Source organism: Kitasatospora sp. MAP5-34, assembly GCF_029894335.1.
Classification (GTDB): domain Bacteria; phylum Actinomycetota; class Actinomycetes; order Streptomycetales; family Streptomycetaceae; genus Kitasatospora.
This window is the reverse complement of record NZ_JARXZC010000004.1, coordinates 173,977-195,757: the sequence shown is the minus strand read 5'-3', so window position 1 is coordinate 195,757 and position 21,781 is coordinate 173,977. Positions and strand designations below refer to the sequence as shown.

The following is a 21,781-nucleotide window of genomic DNA, read 5'->3' as shown; positions in this document are numbered from 1 at the left end:
GGTTCCCGCTCACGCGGGGGCCGGGCCTCCGGCGCACTATTCTGATCGGGTCGAAACATCGTCTGACTTCGGAGAACTCACCGTGTACTTCACCGACCGCGGCATCGAGGAGCTGGAGAGCCGGCGCGGCGACGAGGAGGTCACCTTCGAGTGGCTGGCCGAGCGCCTGCGCGAGTTCGTCGACCTCAACCCGGACTTCGAGATCCCGGTCGAGCGGCTGGCCACCTGGCTGGCCCGGCTCGACGACGAGGACGACGAGGACTGAGAGTCCGAGGTACGCCGTACGACGTGAAGGGCCCGGGAGGCAGTTGCCTCCCGGGCCCTTCCTGCGTGTCACGCGTCTCCTCCCGAATGGGCGCTTGACTTCCACAGCACGCGATATATCGTGTTGTTCAGGGAGACGCGATACATCGCGAATCGCAACGGGAGGCGGGAACAGTCATGACCCAGTGGACGGTCAGCGGACCAGAGAAGATCAACATCGACGAGCCGGTCGGCACGCTTCACGTGCGGATCATCGGCGGCGAGGTCAACGTCGTCGCCACCGACGGCCCGGCCCGGCTGGAGGTGACGGAGCTGGACGGCGAGCCACTGCTCGTCACCCTGGAGGACGGCGTGCTGACGGTCGCCTACCGGGACCTCAGCTGGGGCGAGTTCAGCGAGTCGGTCAAGTCCGTGCAGTCGGTCAAGTACTTCTTCGCCTCGCTGCGCCGCAAGCGCACGGCCACGGTCTCGCTGGCCGTCCCGGCCGGCTCGGAGGTCAAGGTCGGCACGATCTCCGCCGACGTCACCGTCTCCGGCATCTCGGGGCGGGTCGGCGTGCACGGCGCAAGCGGCGGGATCACCCTGGTCGGACTCTCCGGCCGTACCGACGCCAACTCCGTGTCGGGCAACGTGGACGTCCAGTCGGTCTCCGGCGAGCTGCGCGTCAACAGCGTCTCGGGCCACCTGACGGTGGTCGCGGGCACCGCCGACAAGGTACTCGCCAAGTCCGTCAGCGGCGCCGTCACCCTCGACCTCGACGTCGAGACCGCCGCCGACATCAACGTCACCACGGTGAGCGGCTCGGTCGGCGTCCGGCTGCCCTCCTTCGCCGACACCAAGGTCGAGGCGGGCACCACCAGCGGCGACATCTCCAGCGCCTTCGAGGAGCTGACGGTCGGCGGCAGCTGGGGCGCCAAGCGGCTCTCCGGCGAGCTCGGCTCGGGTACCGGCAAGCTCCAGGTCACCACCGTCTCCGGCGCGGTGACGGTGCAGCGCCGCCCGGAGCCCGAGGACGACAAGCCCAGCTTCGTCAAGGAACTCCCGGCCGCCCCGGAGGCCCCTTCCGACGAGATCAAGGAGGCCTGACATGACTCCGGTCTTCGGCCACGGGCGCCTGCGCCTGTACCTGCTGAAGCTGCTCGACGAGGCCCCACGCCACGGCTACGAGGTGATCCGTCTACTGGAGGAGCGCTTCGAGGGGCTGTACGCGCCCTCGGCGGGCACCGTCTACCCCCGGTTGGCGAAGCTGGAGAAGGAGGGCCTGGTCGCCCACAGCAGCGAGGGCGGCCGCAAGGTCTACCGGCTCACCGACGCGGGCCGCACCGAGCTGGCGGACCGCCAGGGCGAGCTGGCCGAACTGGAGATCGAGATCCGGGACTCGGTGGCGCAGCTGGCCGGGGCGATCCGCGAGGACGTCCGGGACAGCGCGCAGGACCTCCGCGACGAACTCTGGGGAGCGGCAGCGCCCAAGCCGCACTCCGAGGGCCACGGCGACCCGTGGGCCGGGCCCTGGGGGGACAAGGAGGCCTGGCAGCGCGCCAAGGAGGAGTTCACCCAGTTCAAGGTGCATGCCAAGGAGCAGGCCAGGCGGGCGAAGGAGCAGGAGCGGGCCGCCAAGGCCCAGGCGAAGGCCGCCGAGGAGGAGGCCCGCCGGCTCCGCGAGCAGGCCCGGGCCTCCCGGGGCGCCGCCCAGCAGGAGGCACTGCGGATCAAGCGCCGGGTGGAGCAGCAGGTCCGTGAGCACGCGGCACGCGGCGACTGGTCCACCGGACTGGCCGAGGGCCTCTCCGAACTGACGAAGGGCCTGGCCGGTCTGGCGGACGCCGCGAAGTGGGGCCAGCCGACCGCCTCGACCGCTCCGGCGGACCGGACCGACCGGACCGACCGGATCAACCTCGACAAGGAGGACGGAGCCCCGCAGGACGCGCCCCCCGTCGACCTCCCCGCCTGGACGGTGACCGACCCCGCCGCCGACCCGGCCCGCGAACTGGAGCGCCTGCTCGACCGCTTCCGCGACCAGGTCCGGGACGCCGCCCGCGACAGCGGCGGCGTGACGGCCGACCAGCTGACGCAGTCCCGGTCCGCGCTCGCCGCCGTGGCGGAGCGCCTGCGCGGGATCCTGGGCTGATCGGCCGGACAGTCGTCAGGGGCGTGGGAAGCCGCGCCCTGACGCCCTGTCCGCCCCTGACGCCCTGTCCGCCCCCGACGCACGGGACGGTCAGGGTGCCAGGGCGTCAGGGCGAGCCAGGCAGCAGAACGGTCAGGGCGTCAGGACGATCTTGCCGAAGACCTCGCCCTTGGCCAGCCGGGCGAAGCCGTCCCGGGCCTCGGTGAGCGGGAGGACGGAGTCGATCACCGGGCGCACGCCGGAGTTGGCGCAGAGGGCGAGCAGGCCCGCCAGCTCCTCCTTGGTGCCCATCGTCGAGCCGACCACCTTCAGCTCCAGGAAGAAGATCCGGTTGAGCTCGGTGGCCTTCGGGTTGGCCCCGGAGGTGGCACCGGAGATCACGATGGTGCCCCCAGGCTTGAGCGACTTGACGGAGTGCGACCAGGTCGCCGCGCCGACGGTCTCCAGCACCGCGTCGACCCGTTCGGGCAACCGGGCGCCGCTCTCGAAGGCCGCGTCGGCGCCGAGGTCGACGGCCCGGGCCCGCTTCAGCTCGTCCCGGCCGGTGACCCAGACCCGCAGGCCGGCCGCCTTCCCGAGCACCACCAGGGCGGTCGCGACGCCACCCCCGGCACCCTGGACCAGGACGGTGTCGCCGGGCTTCACACCCGCCTTGGTGAAGAGCATCCGATAGGCCGTCAGCCACGCGGTGGGCAGGCAGGCGGCCTCGGCGAAGGAGAGCTCGGCGGGCTTGGGCAGCAGGTTCCAGGTCGGCACCGCGACCCGCTCCGCGAAGGTGCCCTGGTAACGCTCGGTCAGGATCGAACGCGGCTCGTCCGGCCCGACGCCGTGGCCGCTCTGCCCGATCACGGAGTGGATGACCACCTCGTTGCCGTGCTCGTCGACACCGGCGGCGTCGCAGCCGAGGATCATCGGCAGCCGCTCAGCGGGCAGGCCCACCCCGCGCAGCGACCAGAGGTCGTGATGGTTGAGCGTGGCGGCCCGGACCGTCACCACACTCCAGCCCGGACGGGCCTCCGGCTCGGGGAGCTCCCCCAACTCCAGGGCACTCAGCGGGTCGTCGGCATCGATGCGTGCGGCGTAGGCGGCGAACATGCTCGGACCCTAGCGGCGGGACGGCCCGTCCGGGAACCACGCCACGGTGTGACCTGAAACGCGTCGGGCCTGACAGACAGGGGCGCGGGGCTCTGTCAGTTGATCTGACAGAGCCCCGCGCCCCTGCTGTGGTTGCCGTAAGCGGTCAGGCTCTACCGCTGGGCGACGCCTTCGGCTCGCGCCGCTTCGGCGACGGCCTTGGTGACGGCCGGGGCGACCCGCTCGTCGAAGGGGGAGGGGATGACCTTCTGCGGCGTCAGCTCGTCGGCGACCACTGCGGCCAGTGCCTGGGCGGCGGCCAGCTTCATGCCCTCGGTGATCCGGGTGGCGCGGACCTGGAGCGCACCGGCGAAGATGCCGGGGAAGGCCAGCACGTTGTTGATCTGGTTCGGGAAGTCCGACCGGCCGGTGGCCACCACGGCGGCGTACTTGTGCGCGATCTCGGGGTGGATCTCCGGGTTGGGGTTGGCCATCGCGAAGATGAAGCAGTCCTTCGCCATGGTGGCCACCGCCTCCTCCGGCACGGTGCCGCCGGAGACGCCGATGAAGACGTCCGCGCCGGCCAGCGCGTCGGCCAGCGAGCCCTTCAGCCCGGTCCGGTTGGTGATCGCGGCGATCTCGGCCTTGACGTCCGTGAGGTCGCCCCGGCCCTCGTACACGACGCCCTTGCGGTCACAGACCGAGACGTCGCCGATGCCGGCGGCGACCAGCATCTTGGCGATCGCGATGCCGGCCGCGCCCGCGCCAGAGATGACGGCGCGCAGGTCGCCGATCTCACGGCCGGTCACCTTCGCGGCGTTCCACAGTGCGGCGGTGGAGACGATGGCGGTACCGTGCTGGTCGTCGTGGAAGATCGGGATGTCCAGCGCCTCCTGGAGCCGGCGCTCGATCTCGAAGCAGCGCGGCGCCGAGATGTCCTCCAGGTTCACTCCACCGAAGGACGGGGCGATCCGGACGACCGTCTCGATGATCTCGTCGACGTCGGTACAGGCCAGCGCGATCGGCACCGCGTCCACGCCGCCGAACTGCTTGAACAGGATCGCCTTGCCCTCCATGACGGGCAGCGACGCCTCCGGGCCGATGTCGCCGAGGCCGAGGACGGCGGTGCCGTCGGTGACGACCGCGACCACGTTGGACTTCCAGGTGTAGTCGTTGACCAGCTCCGGCTGCTCGGCGATCGCGGTGCAGACCCGCGCGACACCGGGTGTGTACGCGAGGGACAGGTCGTCCGCGTCGCGCACCGGCACCGTCGCGCGGATCTCCATCTTGCCGCCGCGGTGGAGCGCGAAGACGGCGTCGACCGGGTCGACGGTGTCCTGGGTGTTCGGGTGGATGATCTCCGCTGCCACGATGACCTCTTCGTCATTGATCAGCGAGAGCGCACGTACCGACGGCGGTCCGACCAGGCCCGCCGATGCGGGAGGCCGGGTACGCCGAGGCGCACCCGGAGCCGGGTCGGGGCACTGCCGTCGGGCGGCGCCCTCGAGTGAGGGTTTAGGTGTTCTGCGCTGTGCTTCCGGTCTTCCTGGTCCCATCCGATCGGTGCCTGGATCGGTCGGTATCGGGATGAGTGAGCCTAGATCGGACGAAGGCATCGCACCTATGCCTTTTTGTCCTCTTAACGTGCACTTCACCCCTCGAACACCGCTTGACTGCCGCTGATACCGGAGTACCGGGCGGACCTCGGTGACAACGAGAAGCGGGCACACGCGCTCGCAGGAGTGAGCACAGACGCGAAGGGGAGTCGGCGCGGCCCGGATCCAGAGCCGGCGTGTCCGGCTTCCGGTCCTGCGCGCCCCGAGCCCTGTCGGAACTCGGCGGTCTGGGCTCTGGTCGGGGGTCACCCGATACCAGATTCTGACACACCCGCCGCCCGGCCCCAGCGCCGCTTCACCCGCCGCGCCCCTTCACCCGCCTGTCGCACTCCGCCGTTCCCGACGGGCGGGCCTCCCGAACGGACGGCCAGTGATCTGCATACTTATACGTAGGATGACAGAGGCTCGGGATTCGTCCGGATAGCGGATACCCCGAGCCCCCGTTATCCGATTTTGATCTGAATATGGGTCCGTCCACCGGCACCGGATGGCAGGATTCCCCCCATCTCGGATCGCGACAGCCCACCGGTCGAGGCAGTTCGATCGCTCGTCCACCTCGGCGGAGGGTGGCGACGGCACCACCCTGCACGACCTGCACCACCCGACGACCGGCTCGGCTCCGTACGACGTAGTGCGGGCCCCTTGGACCCGGTGCGCTGCTCACCCGCAGCGCACTCCGCCCGACCTCTCCCAGGAGGAGATCCCCCCAATGACCGCCCGTACCTCGCGCTCCCGCCTCACCGCCGCCGCCGTCGTGCTCGCGACCACCTCGCTGGCCCTCACCGCCTGCAGCAGTTCCTCCAGCTCGAGCTCGCCGAGTGCCAGCGCCTCGGTCAAAACCGTCACGGCCGACCCGTCGCTGGCCTCGCTGGTCCCGGCTGACGTGAAGTCGGGCGGCAAGCTGATCGTCGCGACCGACGCCTCGTACGCCCCGAACGAGTTCAAGGACGCCAGCGGCAACATCGTCGGCATGGACGTGGACCTGGCGAAGGCGATCGCGCAGAAGCTCGGCCTGACCGCCGAGGTGCAGGATGCCAAGTTCGACTCGATCATCCCGGGCATCACGGCGAAGAAGTACAACATGAGCATGAGTTCCTTCACGGACACGAAGGACCGTGAGGCCACCGTCGACATGGTGACCTACTTCTCGGCGGGCACCAGCACGGCGGTCAAGGCGGGCAACCCCGACAAGATCGACGCCACCGACCTTTGCGGCAAGAAGGTCGCGGTCCAGACCGGCACCACCCAGGCCGACACGATCAAGAGCACCATCAACCCGGCGTGCACCAAGGCCGGCAAGCCGACCGTCCCGAACGACGGCGACAAGTTCGATCTGCAGACGGACGTCACCACCGCACTGATCTCCGGCCGCGACCAGGTGATGCTGGCCGACTCGCCGGTCATCGACTACGCGGTCAAGCAGACCAACGGCCAGCTGCAGAAGATCGGTTCGGTCACGGACACCGCCCCCTACGGCGTGGTCCTCCCCAAGGGCACGGACCTCACCAAGGCCGTCCAGGGCGCCATCACGGCGCTGATGGCCGACGGTACGTACAAGGCCATCCTGGAGCAGTGGGGCGTGCAGGCCGGAGCGGTCGACAAGTCCGTTGTCGACGGCGCCACCAGCTGACCTGTTTCTTTCCTAACCGACCCCTGAGGCCACACAGTGAACTCTCTCGATCAGGGCGCGGTGAACCCGGGACGGCCTGAGGCCATCAAGGCCGTCCCGGTCCGCCACCCCGGACGCTGGGCCGGAGCCGTCGTCGTCGCCGTCCTCGCGGCGATGCTGCTCCACGCTCTCATCACCAACGCGCAATTCCACTGGGACGTCGTCGGCAAGTACCTCTTCGACTCCTCGATCCTGCACGGCCTCGGCGTCACCCTTGAGCTGACCGCGCTCTCCATGCTGATCGGCGTGGCGGGCGGCACCCTGCTGGCGATCATGCGGCTCTCCTCGAATCCGGTGCTGTCCAGCACCGCCTGGTTCTACATCTGGGTGTTCCGCGGCACCCCGATCCTGGTCCAGCTGCTCTTCTGGAACTTCCTGGGCGCCCTCTGGACGAAGCTCTCGATCGGCATCCCGTTCGGCCCGTCCTTCTGGTCCGAGCCGACCAACCAGGTAATCCCGCTCTTCATGGCAGCCCTGCTCGGCCTCGGTCTCAACGAGGCCGCCTACATGGCCGAGATCGTCCGAGGCGGCATCCAGTCCGTCTCGCCGGGGCAGACCGAGGCCGCCCACGCGTTGGGGATGAGCCAGTCCAGCACCATGCGGCGGATCGTCCTGCCGCAGGCGATGCGAGTGATCATCCCGCCGACCGGCAACGAGACCATCTCAATGCTGAAGACCACCTCGCTGGTCTCGGCGATCTCGCTTGAGGAACTGCTCCGGGCCGGGCAGAACATCTACTCCCGCACGTTCGAAACCATCCCGCTGCTCGTCACCGTGAGCATCTGGTATCTGCTGCTGACCTCGATCCTGACGGTCGTCCAGTACTACATCGAGCGGCACTACGCGCGCGGGGCCAACCGGATCCTGCCCCCGACCCCGTTGCAGCGGCTGGCCGGCCTCTTCCGCGGGCGCCCCAAGCCCGCTGCCGGGCCCGACGTCGTCCCCGGCCTTGAGGGAGGCGGACACCAGTGAGTGATCTGACGAAGACGCCGACCGACCGGACCACTCCGATGGTCAAGGCCGAGGCCGTGCACAAGTCGTTCGGCGCGGTCGAGGTGCTCAAGGGCATCACCCTGGAGGTCAATCAGGGCGAGGTGTTCGTCCTGGTCGGCCCGTCCGGCTCCGGCAAGTCCACCTTCCTCCGGTGCATCAACCACCTGGAGAAGATCAACGCCGGCCGGCTGTCGGTCGACGGCGACCTGGTCGGCTACCGGCAGAAGGGCGACCGGCTCTACGAGCTGAAGGACCGCGAGGTGGCGCTCAAGCGGCGCGACATCGGCATGGTCTTCCAGCACTTCAACCTGTTCCCGCACATGACCGCCCTTGAGAACATCATCGAGGCGCCGGTGCAGGTGAAGGGCGAGAGCAAGTCCGCCGCCAGGGAGCGGGGCATGGCCCTGCTGGAGCGGGTCGGGCTGGCCGAGAAGGCCGGCAGCTACCCCTCACAGCTCTCCGGCGGCCAGCAGCAGCGCGTGGCGATCGCCCGCGCCCTGGCCATGCAGCCGAAGCTGATGCTCTTCGACGAGCCCACCTCGGCGCTCGACCCCGAGCTGGTCGGCGAGGTACTGGACGTCATGCGCGGCCTGGCCCACGAGGGCATGACCATGATCGTCGTCACCCACGAGATGGGCTTCGCCCGCGAGGTCGGCGACGCCCTGGTCTTCATGGACGGCGGCGTCGTGGTCGAATCCGGCAGCCCGCGCGAGGTACTCGGCAACCCACAGCACGAGCGGACCAGGGCCTTCCTCTCCAAGGTGTTGTAAGTCGAATCCGATGGTCAATCCGCTGTCGAAATGACAGCGAGCAGCACGCGCTTTCTGAAATGACCACAGAGAATAGATGCCGCTGACCCCGCCGAATCGGGGTCAGCGGCATCTATATATCAGCTGGCAGTTGCATCGCCGGAACTCCGGGCTTCACCTCGAACTCCGCAATCATCCGGAGGATGCTCCAGGAGGTCCGACATCAATCCCAGTATGCCAACCAGGAGCCGTTTACAAACCTGTCGTAGCCTTGATCCGTCATGACGGAGCTGCCGCAACCATCGGACTGAGACGTACCCACGATGACGTTCTCCCCCCGGTTGATCCACCCGCCCCACCAGTCATGACACTGCACAATTGCCCTGATGGGCTGACTGCAGGGATTGCTGGTGACAGTGATGAAAAAGTATCCACTGCTCATCGACTCCGAATGCTGAATGATGCATGACGGATCCGCCGAAGCAACTCCTGCCGACACTGGAATAGTAACGGCCGCACCAACGGCCACCAACCCGGCGGTTACAGCTGACCTGAGCTTCACGAGCCATCCTCCAAATAGAGAGCAATGCACTGAAATTGTGCAGCGATGACGCCAGCGACAAATTTCAGAAATGCGAGCTTCTGCATACTAATTATCTATAGGCCGACAACAGCGGTCAACTCCTTGGCGATGGAATATCAAGCCAATCCAGAATCGGGGCGATCCGGGCAAGGGTGGACTTTTAGAATTAGCCCAAAATGGAATAATCGGTGAAGGAGTAGTTCAAATCACTGCCGTGAACGCGGCTGAAAACGTCGACGCCGTGCGGCAGAAGAAGCCGTAAGCAACCCAGCGCCGTCCATGCCACCCGTGTAATACCCTAGGAGCAGCTCACCCGTTACAGCTCTTGGAAGGACCACCCGTGGAGCTCGCTTCGTACGCCGACTTCGCCGTCCGGCTGGTGAACAGCGAGGAGCCCGAGCGTGGCACCGACGCGCTGGTCTCGGTGGACGCCGTACGCGCCCTGTTCGGTGCGCCCTCGCGGGCCGCCGCGCTGGCCGACGAGTCCGACCTGCCCCGGCTGCGGGCGGTGCGGGTGCGGCTGCGCGGGGTTTTCGAGGCCGCCGCCGAGGGGGACGAGGTGCGCGGGGTGGATCTGCTCAACAGCCTGATGGTGGAGTACCCCGTCAGCCCGCTGGTGTCCGGGCACGACTACCTGGACGAGGCGGGGCGCCCGCGCTGGCACCTGCACCTGGCCGACAACGCGCCCACGGCGGCCGCCAACTTCGCCGCCGTCGCCTGTATGGGCCTGGCCATACACCTCACCGAGCTGGGGGCCGACCGGCTCGGCATCTGCCAGGCCACGCCGTGCCGGAACGCCTACCTGGACACCTCCACCAACCGCTCCCGGCGCTACTGCTCCGACCGCTGCGCGACCCGGGCGAACGTCGCCGCGTACCGGGCCCGCAAACGGCTGGAGGCGACCGAGCGCGCGCAGCAGGCCGGCACGGCCGCCGTCGCCCTCACAGCTCGGGGCTGAGCCGCCGCCGCACCCCGAGCCGGGCTGCGAGCCGGGGCAGCCGGGAGAGCGGGCCGGTCGTCAGCGCGCGCTCCAGCCAGGGCGCCGGGGCCAGCCAGACCGGTCGGGGGCGCAGCCGCAGCAGCACCCGGCCGAGCACGAGGTCGTCGGGCACCGCGCCGTACTCCCGACTGTCACTGTCGACAAAGTGATTGTCCGACAGCAACCACCACCCCCGTCCCCGCCGCCCCTCGGCCCGCTTGACCACCAGCAGGTCCTGCCGCAGCGGATGCCGGAACAGCACCACAGCCCCGGGCCTGATCCGGCAGCCGTACCGCACCAGCACCAGATCCCCCTCGTACAGGGTCGGAACCATCGACGGCCCCGCCACGTCGACCACCCCGAACGGCAGCGCCCCGCCGTGCCCACCGCCACCCTCGCGCTCCGCGCTCATCCCTGCGGCCCTTCTCTCAAGTCCGGTCCCCAGCATGACCGGACCCAGTGTGGCCCGGACGGGCACCCCCGTCCGTTATGCGCCGGTTCGGGGTCCGTCTTTTGCCCTAGTCCCCCCGCCCCGCAGCGAAACGCGGCGGTCGTACGGGTAATCTCAGGCCCGGGAAGACGATCTAAGGAAGGACTCCCAATGTTCTCTCGTCTGTTTGCACCGCGAGCCACCGCGCACGCCCACTGTGACCTGCCCTGCGGCGTCTACGACCCCGCTCAGGCTCGCATCGAGGCCGAGTCGGTGAAGGCCACTCAGGAGAAGTACCAGGCCAACGAGGACGCGGCGTTCCGTACCCGCGCCATCGTCATCAAGGAGGAGCGCGCCGAGCTGGTCAAGCACCACCTCTCCGTGCTGCACACGGACTACTTCAAGGCCCCGCACTTCGAGAAGTACCCGCAGCTGCACGGCCTGTTCAACAACGCCGGCAAGGCCGCCTCGGCCGCCAAGGCGTCGAACGACCCGGCCACCGGCCAGGCGCTGCTCGACCTGATCGCCGAGATCGACTCGATCTTCTGGGAGACCAAGAAGGCCTGAGTCCGTCTCAGACCTGCACCGACCGCCCCCGGGCCCGCAAGGGTCCGGGGGCGGTCGTGTTTCCCGATACCGCCCTCGGGTACGGACGTACACGGACAACTGCGGAAGGGCCTCCGGGGAGGAATTCCCGGATATATTTCCCGTGCCATGCGGCGTACGCTCGACTTGCGGGTCGAACCGCTCCGGTCCGGCTCGTCGGCGCGAGCGAAGGAGACCATCATGAGCACCATGGCGGCACCGACCGCCTTCGACACCGAGGCCCTGCGCGAGGGCATCGAGGCAAGCAAGGCGAGCACGCTGCTGGCCCTCTACGCGGACGACGCCGAGATGCGGATGATCGACCACCGGAGCCAGCCGAGCCACCCGATGGTGGCGCACGGCCGTACCGAGATCACGGCGATCCTCTCGGACGTCTACAGCCGGGACATGACCCACAAGCTCGAGCAGGTCGTGGTGGACGGCAACCACGTGGCGTGGATGGAGTCCTGCGAATACCCGGACGGGACGAAAGTCCTCTGCAGCGCGATGGCGGACCTGCGGGACGGGAAGATCATCGAGCAGACCGCCGTCCAGGCCTGGGACGAATAGCAACGCGGGGCGAACAGCAGCCCGGGCTAACACCGGGCCCGGGACGGATACCCGGCCCGGGACGAATACTCCACGACCGATCGGCCTTTCCGCCTGCCCGGTGTCGCCGAGTACGCTCGCCATATGATCCGCACAGCCGAAATCTCCGACATCCCCGACATCCACTCGATGATCCGCGAACTCGCGGACTACGAGAAGGCCCTGCACGAGGCAGTGGCCACCGAGGAGCAGCTCCGAGACGTTCTGTTCGGAGAGAACCCCGCCGTCTTCGGTCTGATCGCCGAGGACGACACCACCGGCGAGGCGGTGGGCTTCGCGCTGTGGTTCCGGAACTTCTCGACCTGGCGCGGCACCCACGGGATCTACCTGGAGGACCTGTACGTCCGCCCGTCCGAGCGCGGCGGCGGCCACGGCAAGGCGCTGCTGACGGAGCTGGCCCGGATCTGCGTGGAACGCGGGTACTCGCGCCTCGAATGGTCCGTGCTGGACTGGAACACGCCGTCGATCGGGTTCTACAAGTCCCTCGGCGCCACGCCCATGGACGGGTGGACGGTCTTCCGGCTGACCGACGACGCGCTGACCTCGTTGGGCGGCTGACGGCAGTGTGTGAACGGGGTCGGCGAGTGGGCAGGTTTCGCCCGTTCATGTGATGACGGTCGGAGATCGCGACATCGGACCGGGTATCGCGGTAACGTCACGGGCGGATGCGCGGCGTTCCGGCCCTCCCGGGTGGGTATGACCGGTACGTACCGCACCACCCCTCTGGACAGTTGGGGCGAAGCAGTTGAGCCAAGCAACAGGAAGTGCCGCGGCAGCACCACAGCAAGCGCAGCCGCCGCAAGCACCGCGCGTCACCCAGGAGGTGAGGGTGTCCCAGATCGACGGCGAGCCCGGAGTGAAGGACTTCGTGGAGGTCCGACTGCCTGCGGCAGGGGCCTACCTCTCGGTGCTGCGAACGGCGACTGCCGGTCTCGCGGCCCGGTTGGACTTCACCCTGGACGAGATCGAGGATCTCCGGATCGCGGTCGACGAAGCCTGCGCCATCCTGCTTCAGCAGGCTGTGCCGGGTTCCGTCCTGACCTGCGTGTTCCGGCTGGTCGGGGACTCGCTCAGGGTGACGGTCTCCGCACCGACCACCGACGGCCGGGCCCCGGAACGGGACACCTTCGCCTGGACGGTGCTCTCGGCACTGGCCGGCGAGGTGGAGTCCTCGGTCGGCGCGGACAGAACGGTCAGCATCAGTCTGCACAAGAAGCGCGGCGGAGCACCCGCCCAGTTCTGAGGACCGACCCGCGAAGCCGTACGCCCGGCGCAGAGTGCGCCGCGCGTACGGCTCCCCCGTACCGCCTCGCGGTACAACCCATGTGAAGTGCTCCCGGAACGGAACGGGTGATCGCCGTGAGTGATCTGGACCGCACAGGTGTCGCCGGGAGCCCGGCCGCCACCGCCGACCTGGCCGTACCTCCCCAGGCGCGCGCCGCCGCACCGCAGGACGCCCGAACCGCCGCAGACGACGTGCACCCGAAGGACGCCCATCGGATGAGCCAGCCGACCGATCCGACGCCGGAGCAGCAGCCCTCCGACGTCCCGCCCGCCGAGGCGGTCGCCCCGGACGCGGCTGTCCCGGACACCGTAGCCTCGGGCACCGTGGTCTCGGACGCCGAGTCCGAGGAGTTGCAGGCCGCCGCCACGGCGGTACGCGGCGCGGTGCCCGCGCAGGCCCACCGGTCCGGCGCACCGGACCGCGAGGCGGCGCGGGCGCTGTTCGTACGGCTCGCGGGGCTGCCCGACGGATCACCCGAACGGGTGGAACTGCGCAACCAGCTGGTCCGGATGCACATCCCACTGGTCGAACACCTGGCCCGGCGGTTCCGCAACCGGGGCGAGCCGCTGGACGACCTGACCCAGGTCGCCACCATCGGTCTGATCAAGTCGGTGGACCGCTTCGACCACGAGCGCGGGGTGGAGTTCTCCACGTACGCCACGCCGACCATCGTGGGCGAGATCAAGCGGCACTTCCGGGACAAGGGCTGGGCCGTCCGCGTCCCGCGCCGGCTCCAGGAGCTGCGGCTCTCGCTCACCACGGCGACCAGCGAGCTCTCCCAACGGCACGGCCGCTCCCCCACCGTGCACGAGCTGGCCGAGCACCTCGGGATCTCCGAGGAGGACGTGCTGGAGGGCCTGGAGTCCGCCAACGCGTACAGCACGCTCTCGCTGGACGTACCGGACAGCGACGACGAGTCGCCGGCCGTGGCGGACACCCTGGGGACGACGGACGAGGCCCTGGAGGGCGTCGAGTACCGCGAGTCGCTCAAGCCGCTGCTCGCCCAGCTGCCGCCGCGCGAGCAGAAGATCCTCGTGCTGCGGTTCTTCCGGAACATGACGCAGTCTCAGATCGCCACCGAGGTGGGTATTTCGCAGATGCACGTGTCCCGCCTCCTCGCCCGCACCCTCGCCCAACTCCGCGAGAAGCTCCTCGTCGAGGAGTAGCCGGACAGCAAGGGGCGCGGGGAGCTGCTCGATCGAGCAGCTCCCCGCGCCCCTGCCTTTGGCTGCTGTCAGCTGTACAGCGCTTCGGTCACCCTGGGGTTGAGCAGGCTGACCACGCCGGTGAGGCCGAGCATGGCGACCGGCACCGCCAGGGCCGGCAGCAGGCCGCTGCCCGTCCACATGAAATACGCGACCGCCAGGAAGAGCGAGTTGGTCAGCACCGCCGGGGTGCGGCCCCAGCGGCGGAGCCGCAGCAGGGCGCGACCGGCCAGCAGCGGCAGCAGGCCCATCAGCAGCAGGATCACCCCGCCGAACTCGCTGCGGCCGAGCGCCGCCGAGTCCCCGAACGGGCCGGTGATCATGTCGTAGATCCCCCAGCCGGTCAGCGCGGCACCCGCGAGGGCGGTGATCGTCACACCGACGAGCAGCGGGACGGGCTTGGCGGGGGCGGGGGAGCTGGTCTCTGCGGTCACTCCAGCAGGGTAACCGGCGCCTTCGGCGCGGTGACGCAGGGCAGGGCCCCGTAGGCTGATCGCCATGCGCGCTCTCCTGGTCGTGAACCCGAAAGCGACCACCACCAGTGGCCGCACCCGCGACGTACTCACCCACGCCCTGCGCAGCGATCTCAAGTTGGAGGTCGCCCACACCGAGTACCGCGGCCATGCGGGTGATCTGGCCCGCCGGGCGGCCACGGACGGCACGGTGGACCTGGTGGTGGCCCTCGGGGGCGACGGCACCGTCAACGAGGTGGTCAACGGGCTGCTCGCGCACGGACCCTCCGAACGGGTGCCCAGGCTGGCGGTCGTCCCGGGTGGCAGCACCAATGTCTTCGCCCGCGCGCTCGGCCTCCCGAACGACCCGGTGGAGGCGACCGGCGCGCTGCTGGACGCGCTGGAGCACGGCCGGGAGCGGGCCATCAGCCTGGGCAAGGCGATGAGCGAGGGGATGCCGGACCGCTGGTTCACCTTCACCGCCGGGCTCGGTTTCGACGCGGGCGTGGTGGGACGGGTGGAGGAGCAGCGGAAAGCCGGGCGGAAGTCAACTCACGCGCTCTACATCAATCAGGCACTCCGGCACTACATCACTGAGCGTGAACACCGAAAGTTCGGGCCGATCTCCCTTGAAATGAACGGCCACGAGCCCCTGCCGGGGCTGGTGATGACCATAGTCTCCAACACTTCTCCGTGGACCTTCCTGGGCAACCGCCCGGTCGTCCCTTCGCCCTCGGCCTCCTTCGACGCGGACCTCGACGTCTTCGGCATCACTCGAATGACCGCGTTCGGGACGGCTCGAACGGTGCGTCAGATTCTGCGCTCGCACACTCCTGCTAATGGCCCTGCGGAGACACCCGGCCCGCGTGGCAAACACGTTGTCTCCTATCACGACGTCCGGCACTTCACCTTGGTTTCACAGGAACCGGCCCCGTTTCAGGTCGATGGGGACCACCTTGGAGACAGGAGTCGCGTCAGTTTCACAGGCGTTCGGCGGGCACTGCGTGTGATTGTGTGACCAGAAGGGGGCCTTCCCCTTCTTCTCGAACGCACAAGCCCCCTTCACCCCATAGAAGTACGGGCTGTGAGCTAGGCGACACCGAAGAATCAAAAATTCCTCACCGAAGGGGGTTGTATCCGAGCCCGAGGTTTGCGAACCTCTACATGGCGATCGGGACACGTCGCAGCGTCGGTGCAGGCTCAAACCTCATGGATGCGGCGCGGCACATCCCTTGATCTGCCCGAACCCCACTCCAGCACAGACCACCCAGGCCCGATGGGCCTTTGGTCCCTTTTGCTGTTGGGGGATTCGTGAAAGCGTTCACATTCACAAGCCCACCATCGATTTGAGTCGGCCGGGACCACACCCCGCCGACCGGAGGAGTTGGAACATGGACTGGCGCCACCGCGCTGTCTGCCGCGAAGAGGACCCGGAGCTGTTCTTCCCGATCGGGAACACCGGCCCTGCTCTGCTGCAGATCGAGGAAGCCAAGGCCGTGTGCCGCCGCTGTCCCGTCATGGAGCAGTGCCTGCAGTGGGCGCTCGAGACCGGTCAGGACGCCGGCGTCTGGGGCGGTATGAGCGAGGATGAGCGTCGTGCGATGAAGCGCCGCGCCGCCCGCAACCGCGCCCGCACTGCCTGATTCACCACCTGATTCACCTGATCAACAATAAAATCGCTCAACCCGATCAACCCATGATCAAGGGCTTTGCCGCCAGTCAGGCGAAGCCTTCCGCAGAGCGGGTCGCGCTTCGGCGAGATTCGGACGACGCCGAGCGGCCCTGGCACTTGATACTGTTCACACAGAGCAATATCGTGGACCTAGGGCGCTCACCGTGTGCAACGCACCGGGCGTCACAGCACCACCTATGAGCCCCCGTTCCGGCCGACTCCCCCCGACGGCCGGAACGGGTTGAGAGGCCCTGTCGACCCACCCCCCCCGGTCGACAGGGCCTCGTTTCTCTTTCCGGACTCGACCGCCGGACTCGACCGGACCGCTCCGGACCTACCTGACCGGGATCTCCAGCACGACCTTCGTGCCACCGCCCGGTGCCGCGACCATGTCGAAGGTGCCGCCCAGCTCGTTGGTGGCGAGGGTCCGGACGATCTGCAGGCCGAGATTGCCGGCCTGCTGCGGGTCGAAGCCCTCCGGCATCCCCTGACCGTCGTCCTGCACGGTGATCAACAGGTACTCGTCCGGCTTGGCGCCGCCGTTCCAACTGTCCGACCAGCCCATGCCGGTGGCCGGCGCCCGGCCGCGCAGCGCACTGACCTCCAGGCTGCCCGACGCCTTCGGACCGAAGGCGTGCTCCAGCGCGTTCTGCAGCAGCTCGGTCAGCACCATCGCCAGCGGGGTGGCCACCTCGGCCGCGAGAATGCCGAAGCTGCCGGTGCGGCGGGTGGCGACCTTGCCGTCCTGGGACAGCTCCATGACCATCGCGAGCACCCGGTCGGCGATCTCGTCGAACGCGACCCGCTCGTCCAGGGTCTGCGAGAGCGTCTCGTGCACGATCGCGATCGAGCCGACCCGGCGGACGGCCTCGTCCAGCGCGGCTCGCCCGGTGGCCGAGTCCATCCGGCGGGCCTGCAGCCGCAGCAGCGCCGCGACGGTCTGCAGGTTGTTCTTCACCCGGTGGTGGATCTCCCGGATGGTCGCGTCCTTGGTCATCAACTCCCGGTCGCGGCGGCGCAGCTCCGTGACGTCCCGGGCCAGTACCAGCGAGCCGGTGAGGACGCCCTTCGGCTTGAGCGGGATCGCGCGCAGCGTCACCACTCCCCCCTGGGCCTCCACCTCGGTCTGCCGGGGCGCCCAACCGCTGGCCAGCTTCACCAGCGCCTCGTGCACCGCGCCACGCGAGGGCGGTGCCAACTCGGCGGTGGCGCGGCCGAGGTGACTGCCCACCAGATCCGTGGTGAGGCCGAGCCGGTGGTAGGCGGAGAGCGCGTTGGGGCTGGCGTAGGTGACGATGCCCTCCGCGTCGAGGCGGATCAGACCGTCGCCGACCCGGGGGGCGGCGTCCATGTCGGTCTGCTCGACGCCGGGGTAGGGAAACGATCCTGCGGCGATCATCTGCGCCAGGTCGGAGGCGCTCTGCAGGTAGGTGAGCTCCAGCCGGCTCGGGGTCCGCACGGTGAGCAGGTTGGTGTTGCGGGCGATCACGCCCAGCACCTTCCCCTCCCGCCGGACGGGGATCGACTCGACCCGTACCGGCACCTCCTCGCGCCACTCCGGGTCACCCTCGCGGACGATCCGGCCCTCGTCGAAGGCGGCGTCCAGCAGCGGGCGGCGACCGCGCGGGACGAGGTGGCCGACCATGTCGTCCTGGTACGAGGTCGGGCCGGTGTTCGGGCGCATCTGGGCGACCGAGACGTACCGGATGCCGTCCCAGGTGGGGATCCAGAGCACCAGGTCGGCGAAGGAGAGGTCGGAGAGCAGCTGCCACTCGGAGACCAGATTGTGGAGCCACTCCACATCGGCACCGGTGAGGGTGGTGTGGCGGCGGACGAGTTCGTTCAGCGAGGGCACAGGGCGAGCGTAACCGGAGCCGCGCCCACCGGACCTCCCGGCCGCCGGCCGCCCGCCGGCCACCCGGCCGCCGCCAAGGGTTTCCCTCATGTTGTCCAGACCAATTTTGGACGAGCCCTGGACAACCCAGATTGGTCTAGTCCACAATGATTGAGCACCAAGGAGCCCGGCCCGCGCTATCTGCCCTGACCGCGCGCGGCAGCTCCTCGGTCGGTCGCCGAACACCGGGAGCCCCGCACAGCCCCCGGCAGACCCGGCACCCGACGACAACTCCGGGCTGCGGTGCCGCATGGGCTGAGGGTCCCGTGTCGGCGCCGTGGCCCGTAGTGCGTTTCCGGTGCCCCTCCGGCCCATCCTGGCCGCTCAACGAGAAGGTCCCCCTGTCCACACGGACGAGGGGACCTTTCTCGTTGACAGGTAACCAGCAGGGGCTCGGGGAACCGCGCGAAACCGGAAGGCGACGGGCCTGTGCCTTCCCGCAGCGCGCAGTTCCTCGCGCCCCTGGCTGTGGCTGAACGTGTGCCTAGTGGGTCTCGGTGACCTTGGCGAGGGCGCGCGGGGCGTCCGGGTCCTGGCCGCGGGCGATGGTGACCTCGTACGCGAGCTGCTGCAGCGGGAGGATCTCCAGGATCGGCTGGACCTCCTCGGGGACCCCGGCCGGCAGTGCGAAGCCCGCCGAGGCGGCGTCCACCTGGTCCTGCTGGCCGATGACCACCAGGTCCGCACCACGGCCGCGCAGGCGGTCCAGTACGGGCTGCAGGGCCTCGCCACCCTTGCCGTCCGGGACGATGGCGATGACCGGGGAGACGTTGTCCACCATCGCCAGCGGGCCGTGCAGCAGGTCGGCGCCGGAGAACGGGGAGGCCGGGATGTAGGTGGTCTCCATCAGCTTCAGCGCGGCCTCGCGGGCCGTCGGGTAGCCGTAGCCGCGTGAGGTGAGCACCAGGCGCTGGGCGAAGCGGTAGCGCTCGGCCAGCGCCTTCACCTCGGCCTGGCGGGCCAACACGCCGGCGGCCAGCTCGGGCAGCACCTTGGCGGCCGCGCCGTCACCGCCGCGCAGGCCCTCGACCAGCAGGTAGAGCGCGAGCAGCTCGGCCGTGTAGGTCTTGGTGGCCGGCAGCGCCTTCTCCGGGCCCGCCAGCACGTCGATGTGGAACTCGGAGACCTCGGCGAGCGGCGAGCCGGGGTTGTTGGTCACCGCGAGCGTGATGGCGCCGGCCTCACGGGCGGCCTTGGTGGAGGCCACCAGGTCGGGCGAGCCGCCCGACTGGCTGACGGTGATGACCAGCACGTCGGTGAGGTCCGGCTTCGCGCCGTACGCCGTGGTGGTGGACATCGAGGTGAGGCCGGCGGGCTTGCCGAGCAGCACCTCGATCAGGTACTTCGCGTACAGCGCCGCGTTGTCGGAGGTGCCGCGCGCGGTGAGCAGTACGAAGCGCGGGTTGCGGGCGGCGATCTCGGCGGCGATCTCGCGGATCTTCGGGGCGCCCTCGTCGAGGATGCGCTGCAGGACGGCCGGCTGCTCGGCCATCTCCGCCGCCATGATCCGTCCGGGAACGGAGGAAGTGGTCTGCGGGTCGGACATCTGATGTGCCTCCGATGAGATGGTTCTACACCCCCTCCAGGCGGTTGCCCGGTCGGGGGACCTCTACGGCGGCGAGTCCGCACACTCGCTCCGGTGTTTCTCCGACGATCCTACGGGGACGCCACCACCGGAGCACATCCGCCGAGCGGCCCGGCAGGCTCGGGACAGGTTGTTGATCAGCTGGTCCAGCCGAGCGCCGGCGTCCCCGGCAGCTGCGCGCGGCCCTGCCGCGAACTGGCGCGAGCCGTGCCTTAAGAGTCCCTTCAGGCGAGCTTGAGGGTCCGTTAGGCCTTGGGCCGAGGGCTGGAGATTTGCGGTCTTCTGATCCGATATGCCGCGTTTGGCAACCCCACTTGGTCCAGTCCAACCACGAGCGTGTCAAGCGTTGATAACGGGTTGTACAGACGGCTGATGAACTCTTGACGCCCTTCATTGGTCCATGCCAATCTCCACCCGTTGGTCTAAACCAATGGTCTAAGCCGCCAAGCCGGTTGCAACGCTGAACCCACAGTTCTCTGAACCCACAGTTCGCATTCGTGTTTTCCCGGTGACTTCACCCCCACAGGCACAACGACGCTCAGGGCTCTGGCCCAGCAGCCCGGTGCCATCCCTTGCTCATCCCTCTGGAGGATGGTTTGAACCGCAAGATCGCAGCCGTGGCCGCCATTGCGACCGTGCTCGTTGCCTCGGCTTGCTCGTCGTCCAGCTCTTCGAGCGGCGACACCAAGCAGGCCACCCTCAGCCAGGACGGCAAGGGCAAGACCGTCACGGTGTGGCTGATGGACGACGCTCAGAAGGGCTGGCCGACGGTTGTCGACGCCGCCAAGAAGCAGTTCGAGAGCGAGACCGGCGCCACGCTCAACATCCAGTGGCAGACCTGGACCAACTACACCACCAAGCTCGACACCGCGCTGCTCTCCGGCAACGCCCCCGACGCCGTCGAGGTCGGTAACACCCAGACCGCGAAGTACATCGACGCCGGCTCGTTCGTCGACCTGACCGGTGTGAAGGGCCAGTTCGACAACTCGGACAAGTGGCTGGACTCGCTGGCCGCCTCCGGCCAGAACGGTGACGGCTCCAAGACCTACGCCGTCCCGTACTACGCCGGCGCCCGCGTCCTCATCTACCGCAAGGACCTGTTCGCGGCGGCCGGCGTGACCACCCCGCCGACCACCCTGGCCGAGCTGACGGCCGACCTGACGAAGGTCAAGGCCGCCAACGCCTCGACCCCCGGCTTCTCCGCCCTCTACCTCCCGGGCCAGAACTGGTACACCGCCGCCTCCTTCGGCGCCGGCACCTACGGGGTGAAGAACGTCGTCGCCAAGAAGGACGGCGCGAAGTGGTCCGGCACGCTGACGGACCCGAAGTTCATCGACGGCATCAAGACCTGGGACGACCTGCAGAAGAACTTCTCGGTCGGCGGCACCACCACCGACGAGGCCACCCAGGACGCCCTGATGGCCAAGGGCAACATCGGCGCCATCGTCGGTGCGGGCTGGGAGCTCGGCTCCGTCATCGACCCGAAGACCGGTGACCCGAAGCTCGCCGACAAGCTGGCCAGCATCGCGCTGCCCGGCACCGCCGCCGGCTCGCCGACCCCCGCCTTCCTCGGCGGCTCGGACCTGGCCGTCCCGTCCAAGGCCGCCAACCCGGGCCTGGGCGCGACCTTCCTGCAGATCTACACCAACACCCAGCAGCAGACCGAGCTCGCGAAGTTCGCGATCCCGAACAACAAGACGCTGACCGCCGCGTACAAGGCCGCCAAGCCGGAGAACAAGGCCGCCGGTGACGCGGCCGAGGGTTCGACCTGGTTCATCCCGAACTCGCCGATGTGGTCCGGTGCCGACGAGACCGCGCTGAAGACCGCCTTCGGTGCCATCGCGGCCGGTGGCGACCCCGCCACCGAGCTCAAGAAGGTCCAGGACACCGTCATCGGCGACCTGAACGGCTGAACCGGCTGACGCAGGTCCCCTCCCCCTCCGGAGGGCCTGCCAACACTGAGCGCAAGGGGGTGGGCAGTTCGCGTCGTCTCGCGGACTGCCCACCCG

Annotated in this window: 21 protein-coding genes; 15 read left to right on the top strand and 6 right to left on the bottom strand. The window is 68.9% G+C overall.

Going from position 1 to position 21,781, the window contains the following annotated elements; translation table 11 throughout:
• Positions 1-82: 82 nt before the first annotated feature.
• From P3T29_RS06150 to P3T29_RS06140, 3 genes are all read left to right on the top strand, one after another.
• Positions 83-265, top strand: coding sequence for a DUF6104 family protein (locus P3T29_RS06150; protein WP_280715251.1), 183 nt, complete (start codon positions 83-85; stop codon positions 263-265).
• A gap of 176 nt (positions 266-441) precedes the next feature.
• Positions 442-1,350 (top strand): DUF4097 family beta strand repeat-containing protein, encoded by a 909-nt coding sequence (locus P3T29_RS06145; protein ID WP_280715250.1) that lies wholly within the window; start codon positions 442-444, stop codon positions 1,348-1,350.
• A gap of 1 nt (position 1,351) precedes the next feature.
• Entirely contained in the window at positions 1,352-2,392 is a 1,041-nt protein-coding gene (locus P3T29_RS06140; RefSeq protein WP_280715249.1) for a PadR family transcriptional regulator, read from the top strand.
• A gap of 132 nt (positions 2,393-2,524) precedes the next feature.
• Here P3T29_RS06140 and P3T29_RS06135 read toward each other — a convergent pair whose 3' ends face one another.
• Positions 2,525-3,487: a zinc-binding dehydrogenase gene (locus P3T29_RS06135; RefSeq protein ID WP_280715248.1), complete on the bottom strand. Its 963-nt coding sequence runs from the start codon at positions 3,485-3,487 to the stop codon at positions 2,525-2,527.
• 152 nt (positions 3,488-3,639) lie between these two features.
• Positions 3,640-4,836 carry an NADP-dependent malic enzyme gene (locus tag P3T29_RS06130; RefSeq protein ID WP_280715247.1) on the bottom strand — a complete coding sequence of 399 codons (1,197 nt, stop codon included), beginning with the start codon at positions 4,834-4,836 and terminating at the stop codon, positions 3,640-3,642.
• A 955-nt stretch (positions 4,837-5,791) separates the two neighbouring features.
• Between P3T29_RS06130 and P3T29_RS06125 the strand changes: the two genes are divergently transcribed.
• The 4 genes from P3T29_RS06125 to P3T29_RS06110 all read left to right on the top strand — a co-directional run bounded on the left by P3T29_RS06125 (position 5,792) and on the right by P3T29_RS06110 (position 10,034).
• Positions 5,792-6,712: an ABC transporter substrate-binding protein gene (locus tag P3T29_RS06125; protein ID WP_280715246.1), complete on the top strand. Its 921-nt coding sequence runs from the start codon at positions 5,792-5,794 to the stop codon at positions 6,710-6,712.
• Positions 6,713-6,748: 36 nt separating this feature from the next.
• Positions 6,749-7,723, top strand: a complete 975-nt coding sequence (locus tag P3T29_RS06120; RefSeq protein ID WP_280715245.1) for an amino acid ABC transporter permease — start codon at positions 6,749-6,751, stop codon at positions 7,721-7,723.
• A gap of 38 nt (positions 7,724-7,761) precedes the next feature.
• Positions 7,762-8,514 (top strand): amino acid ABC transporter ATP-binding protein, encoded by a 753-nt coding sequence (locus tag P3T29_RS06115; RefSeq protein ID WP_280715370.1) that lies wholly within the window; start codon positions 7,762-7,764, stop codon positions 8,512-8,514.
• Positions 8,515-9,416: 902 nt separating this feature from the next.
• Positions 9,417-10,034 (top strand): CGNR zinc finger domain-containing protein, encoded by a 618-nt coding sequence (locus P3T29_RS06110; protein WP_280715244.1) that lies wholly within the window; start codon positions 9,417-9,419, stop codon positions 10,032-10,034.
• Here the strand turns inward: P3T29_RS06110 and sodX are convergent.
• Entirely contained in the window at positions 10,018-10,467 is a 450-nt protein-coding gene (sodX, locus tag P3T29_RS06105) for a nickel-type superoxide dismutase maturation protease (protein ID WP_280715243.1), read from the bottom strand. The genes P3T29_RS06110 and sodX overlap by 17 nt on opposite strands.
• A gap of 189 nt (positions 10,468-10,656) precedes the next feature.
• Here sodX and sodN point away from each other — a divergent pair, with 189 nt between their 5' ends.
• The 5 genes from sodN to P3T29_RS06080 all read left to right on the top strand — a co-directional run bounded on the left by sodN (position 10,657) and on the right by P3T29_RS06080 (position 14,130).
• Positions 10,657-11,052, top strand: coding sequence for a superoxide dismutase, Ni (sodN, locus tag P3T29_RS06100; RefSeq protein WP_280715242.1), 396 nt, complete (start codon positions 10,657-10,659; stop codon positions 11,050-11,052).
• A gap of 219 nt (positions 11,053-11,271) precedes the next feature.
• Positions 11,272-11,640, top strand: coding sequence for a nuclear transport factor 2 family protein (locus P3T29_RS06095; RefSeq protein ID WP_280715241.1), 369 nt, complete (start codon positions 11,272-11,274; stop codon positions 11,638-11,640).
• Between the two features lie 123 nt (positions 11,641-11,763).
• Positions 11,764-12,237 (top strand): GNAT family N-acetyltransferase, encoded by a 474-nt coding sequence (locus P3T29_RS06090; protein ID WP_280715240.1) that lies wholly within the window; start codon positions 11,764-11,766, stop codon positions 12,235-12,237.
• 271 nt (positions 12,238-12,508) lie between these two features.
• Positions 12,509-12,922, top strand: a complete 414-nt coding sequence (locus P3T29_RS06085; protein WP_280715239.1) for an anti-sigma regulatory factor — start codon at positions 12,509-12,511, stop codon at positions 12,920-12,922.
• A 116-nt stretch (positions 12,923-13,038) separates the two neighbouring features.
• Positions 13,039-14,130, top strand: coding sequence for a SigB/SigF/SigG family RNA polymerase sigma factor (locus P3T29_RS06080; RefSeq protein ID WP_280715238.1), 1,092 nt, complete (start codon positions 13,039-13,041; stop codon positions 14,128-14,130).
• A gap of 68 nt (positions 14,131-14,198) precedes the next feature.
• On the opposite strand, the gene P3T29_RS06075 is transcribed toward P3T29_RS06080, so the two are convergent.
• A complete protein-coding gene (locus P3T29_RS06075; RefSeq protein WP_280715237.1) occupies positions 14,199-14,603 on the bottom strand; it encodes a hypothetical protein in 405 nt (134 codons plus the stop codon).
• Between the two features lie 64 nt (positions 14,604-14,667).
• On the opposite strand from P3T29_RS06075, the gene P3T29_RS06070 reads away from it, so the two are divergent.
• Both P3T29_RS06070 and P3T29_RS06065 read left to right on the top strand, forming a co-directional pair.
• Entirely contained in the window at positions 14,668-15,639 is a 972-nt protein-coding gene (locus P3T29_RS06070) for a diacylglycerol kinase family protein (RefSeq protein ID WP_280715236.1), read from the top strand.
• 373 nt (positions 15,640-16,012) lie between these two features.
• The gene (locus P3T29_RS06065; RefSeq protein ID WP_014138019.1) at positions 16,013-16,264 is read left to right on the top strand and encodes a WhiB family transcriptional regulator; all 252 of its coding nucleotides are present in this window, start codon (positions 16,013-16,015) and stop codon (positions 16,262-16,264) included.
• A 363-nt stretch (positions 16,265-16,627) separates the two neighbouring features.
• Here P3T29_RS06065 and P3T29_RS06060 read toward each other — a convergent pair whose 3' ends face one another.
• A complete protein-coding gene (locus tag P3T29_RS06060) occupies positions 16,628-18,139 on the bottom strand; it encodes a PAS domain-containing sensor histidine kinase (protein WP_280715369.1) in 1,512 nt (503 codons plus the stop codon).
• Positions 18,140-18,671: 532 nt separating this feature from the next.
• Positions 18,672-19,733: an SIS domain-containing protein gene (locus tag P3T29_RS06055; protein ID WP_280715235.1), complete on the bottom strand. Its 1,062-nt coding sequence runs from the start codon at positions 19,731-19,733 to the stop codon at positions 18,672-18,674.
• 635 nt (positions 19,734-20,368) lie between these two features.
• Here P3T29_RS06055 and P3T29_RS06050 point away from each other — a divergent pair.
• On the top strand, positions 20,369-21,685 hold the full coding sequence (locus P3T29_RS06050) for an extracellular solute-binding protein (RefSeq protein ID WP_280715234.1): 1,317 nt from the start codon (positions 20,369-20,371) through the stop codon (positions 21,683-21,685).
• Positions 21,686-21,781 lie beyond the last annotated feature (96 nt).

Coding starts and splice junctions, on each gene's coding strand:
- P3T29_RS06145 (WP_280715250.1), top strand. CDS start 442: ATGACCCAGTGGACGGTCAGCGGACCAGAGAAGATCAACATCGACGAG.
- P3T29_RS06140 (WP_280715249.1), top strand. CDS start 1,352: ATGACTCCGGTCTTCGGCCACGGGCGCCTGCGCCTGTACCTGCTGAAG.
- P3T29_RS06135 (WP_280715248.1), bottom strand. CDS start 3,487: ATGTTCGCCGCCTACGCCGCACGCATCGATGCCGACGACCCGCTGAGT.
- P3T29_RS06125 (WP_280715246.1), top strand. CDS start 5,792: ATGACCGCCCGTACCTCGCGCTCCCGCCTCACCGCCGCCGCCGTCGTG.
- P3T29_RS06115 (WP_280715370.1), top strand. CDS start 7,762: ATGGTCAAGGCCGAGGCCGTGCACAAGTCGTTCGGCGCGGTCGAGGTG.
- sodX (WP_280715243.1), bottom strand. CDS start 10,467: ATGAGCGCGGAGCGCGAGGGTGGCGGTGGGCACGGCGGGGCGCTGCCG.
- sodN (WP_280715242.1), top strand. CDS start 10,657: ATGTTCTCTCGTCTGTTTGCACCGCGAGCCACCGCGCACGCCCACTGT.
- P3T29_RS06095 (WP_280715241.1), top strand. CDS start 11,272: ATGAGCACCATGGCGGCACCGACCGCCTTCGACACCGAGGCCCTGCGC.
- P3T29_RS06090 (WP_280715240.1), top strand. CDS start 11,764: ATGATCCGCACAGCCGAAATCTCCGACATCCCCGACATCCACTCGATG.
- P3T29_RS06070 (WP_280715236.1), top strand. CDS start 14,668: ATGCGCGCTCTCCTGGTCGTGAACCCGAAAGCGACCACCACCAGTGGC.
- P3T29_RS06065 (WP_014138019.1), top strand. CDS start 16,013: ATGGACTGGCGCCACCGCGCTGTCTGCCGCGAAGAGGACCCGGAGCTG.
- P3T29_RS06055 (WP_280715235.1), bottom strand. CDS start 19,733: ATGTCCGACCCGCAGACCACTTCCTCCGTTCCCGGACGGATCATGGCG.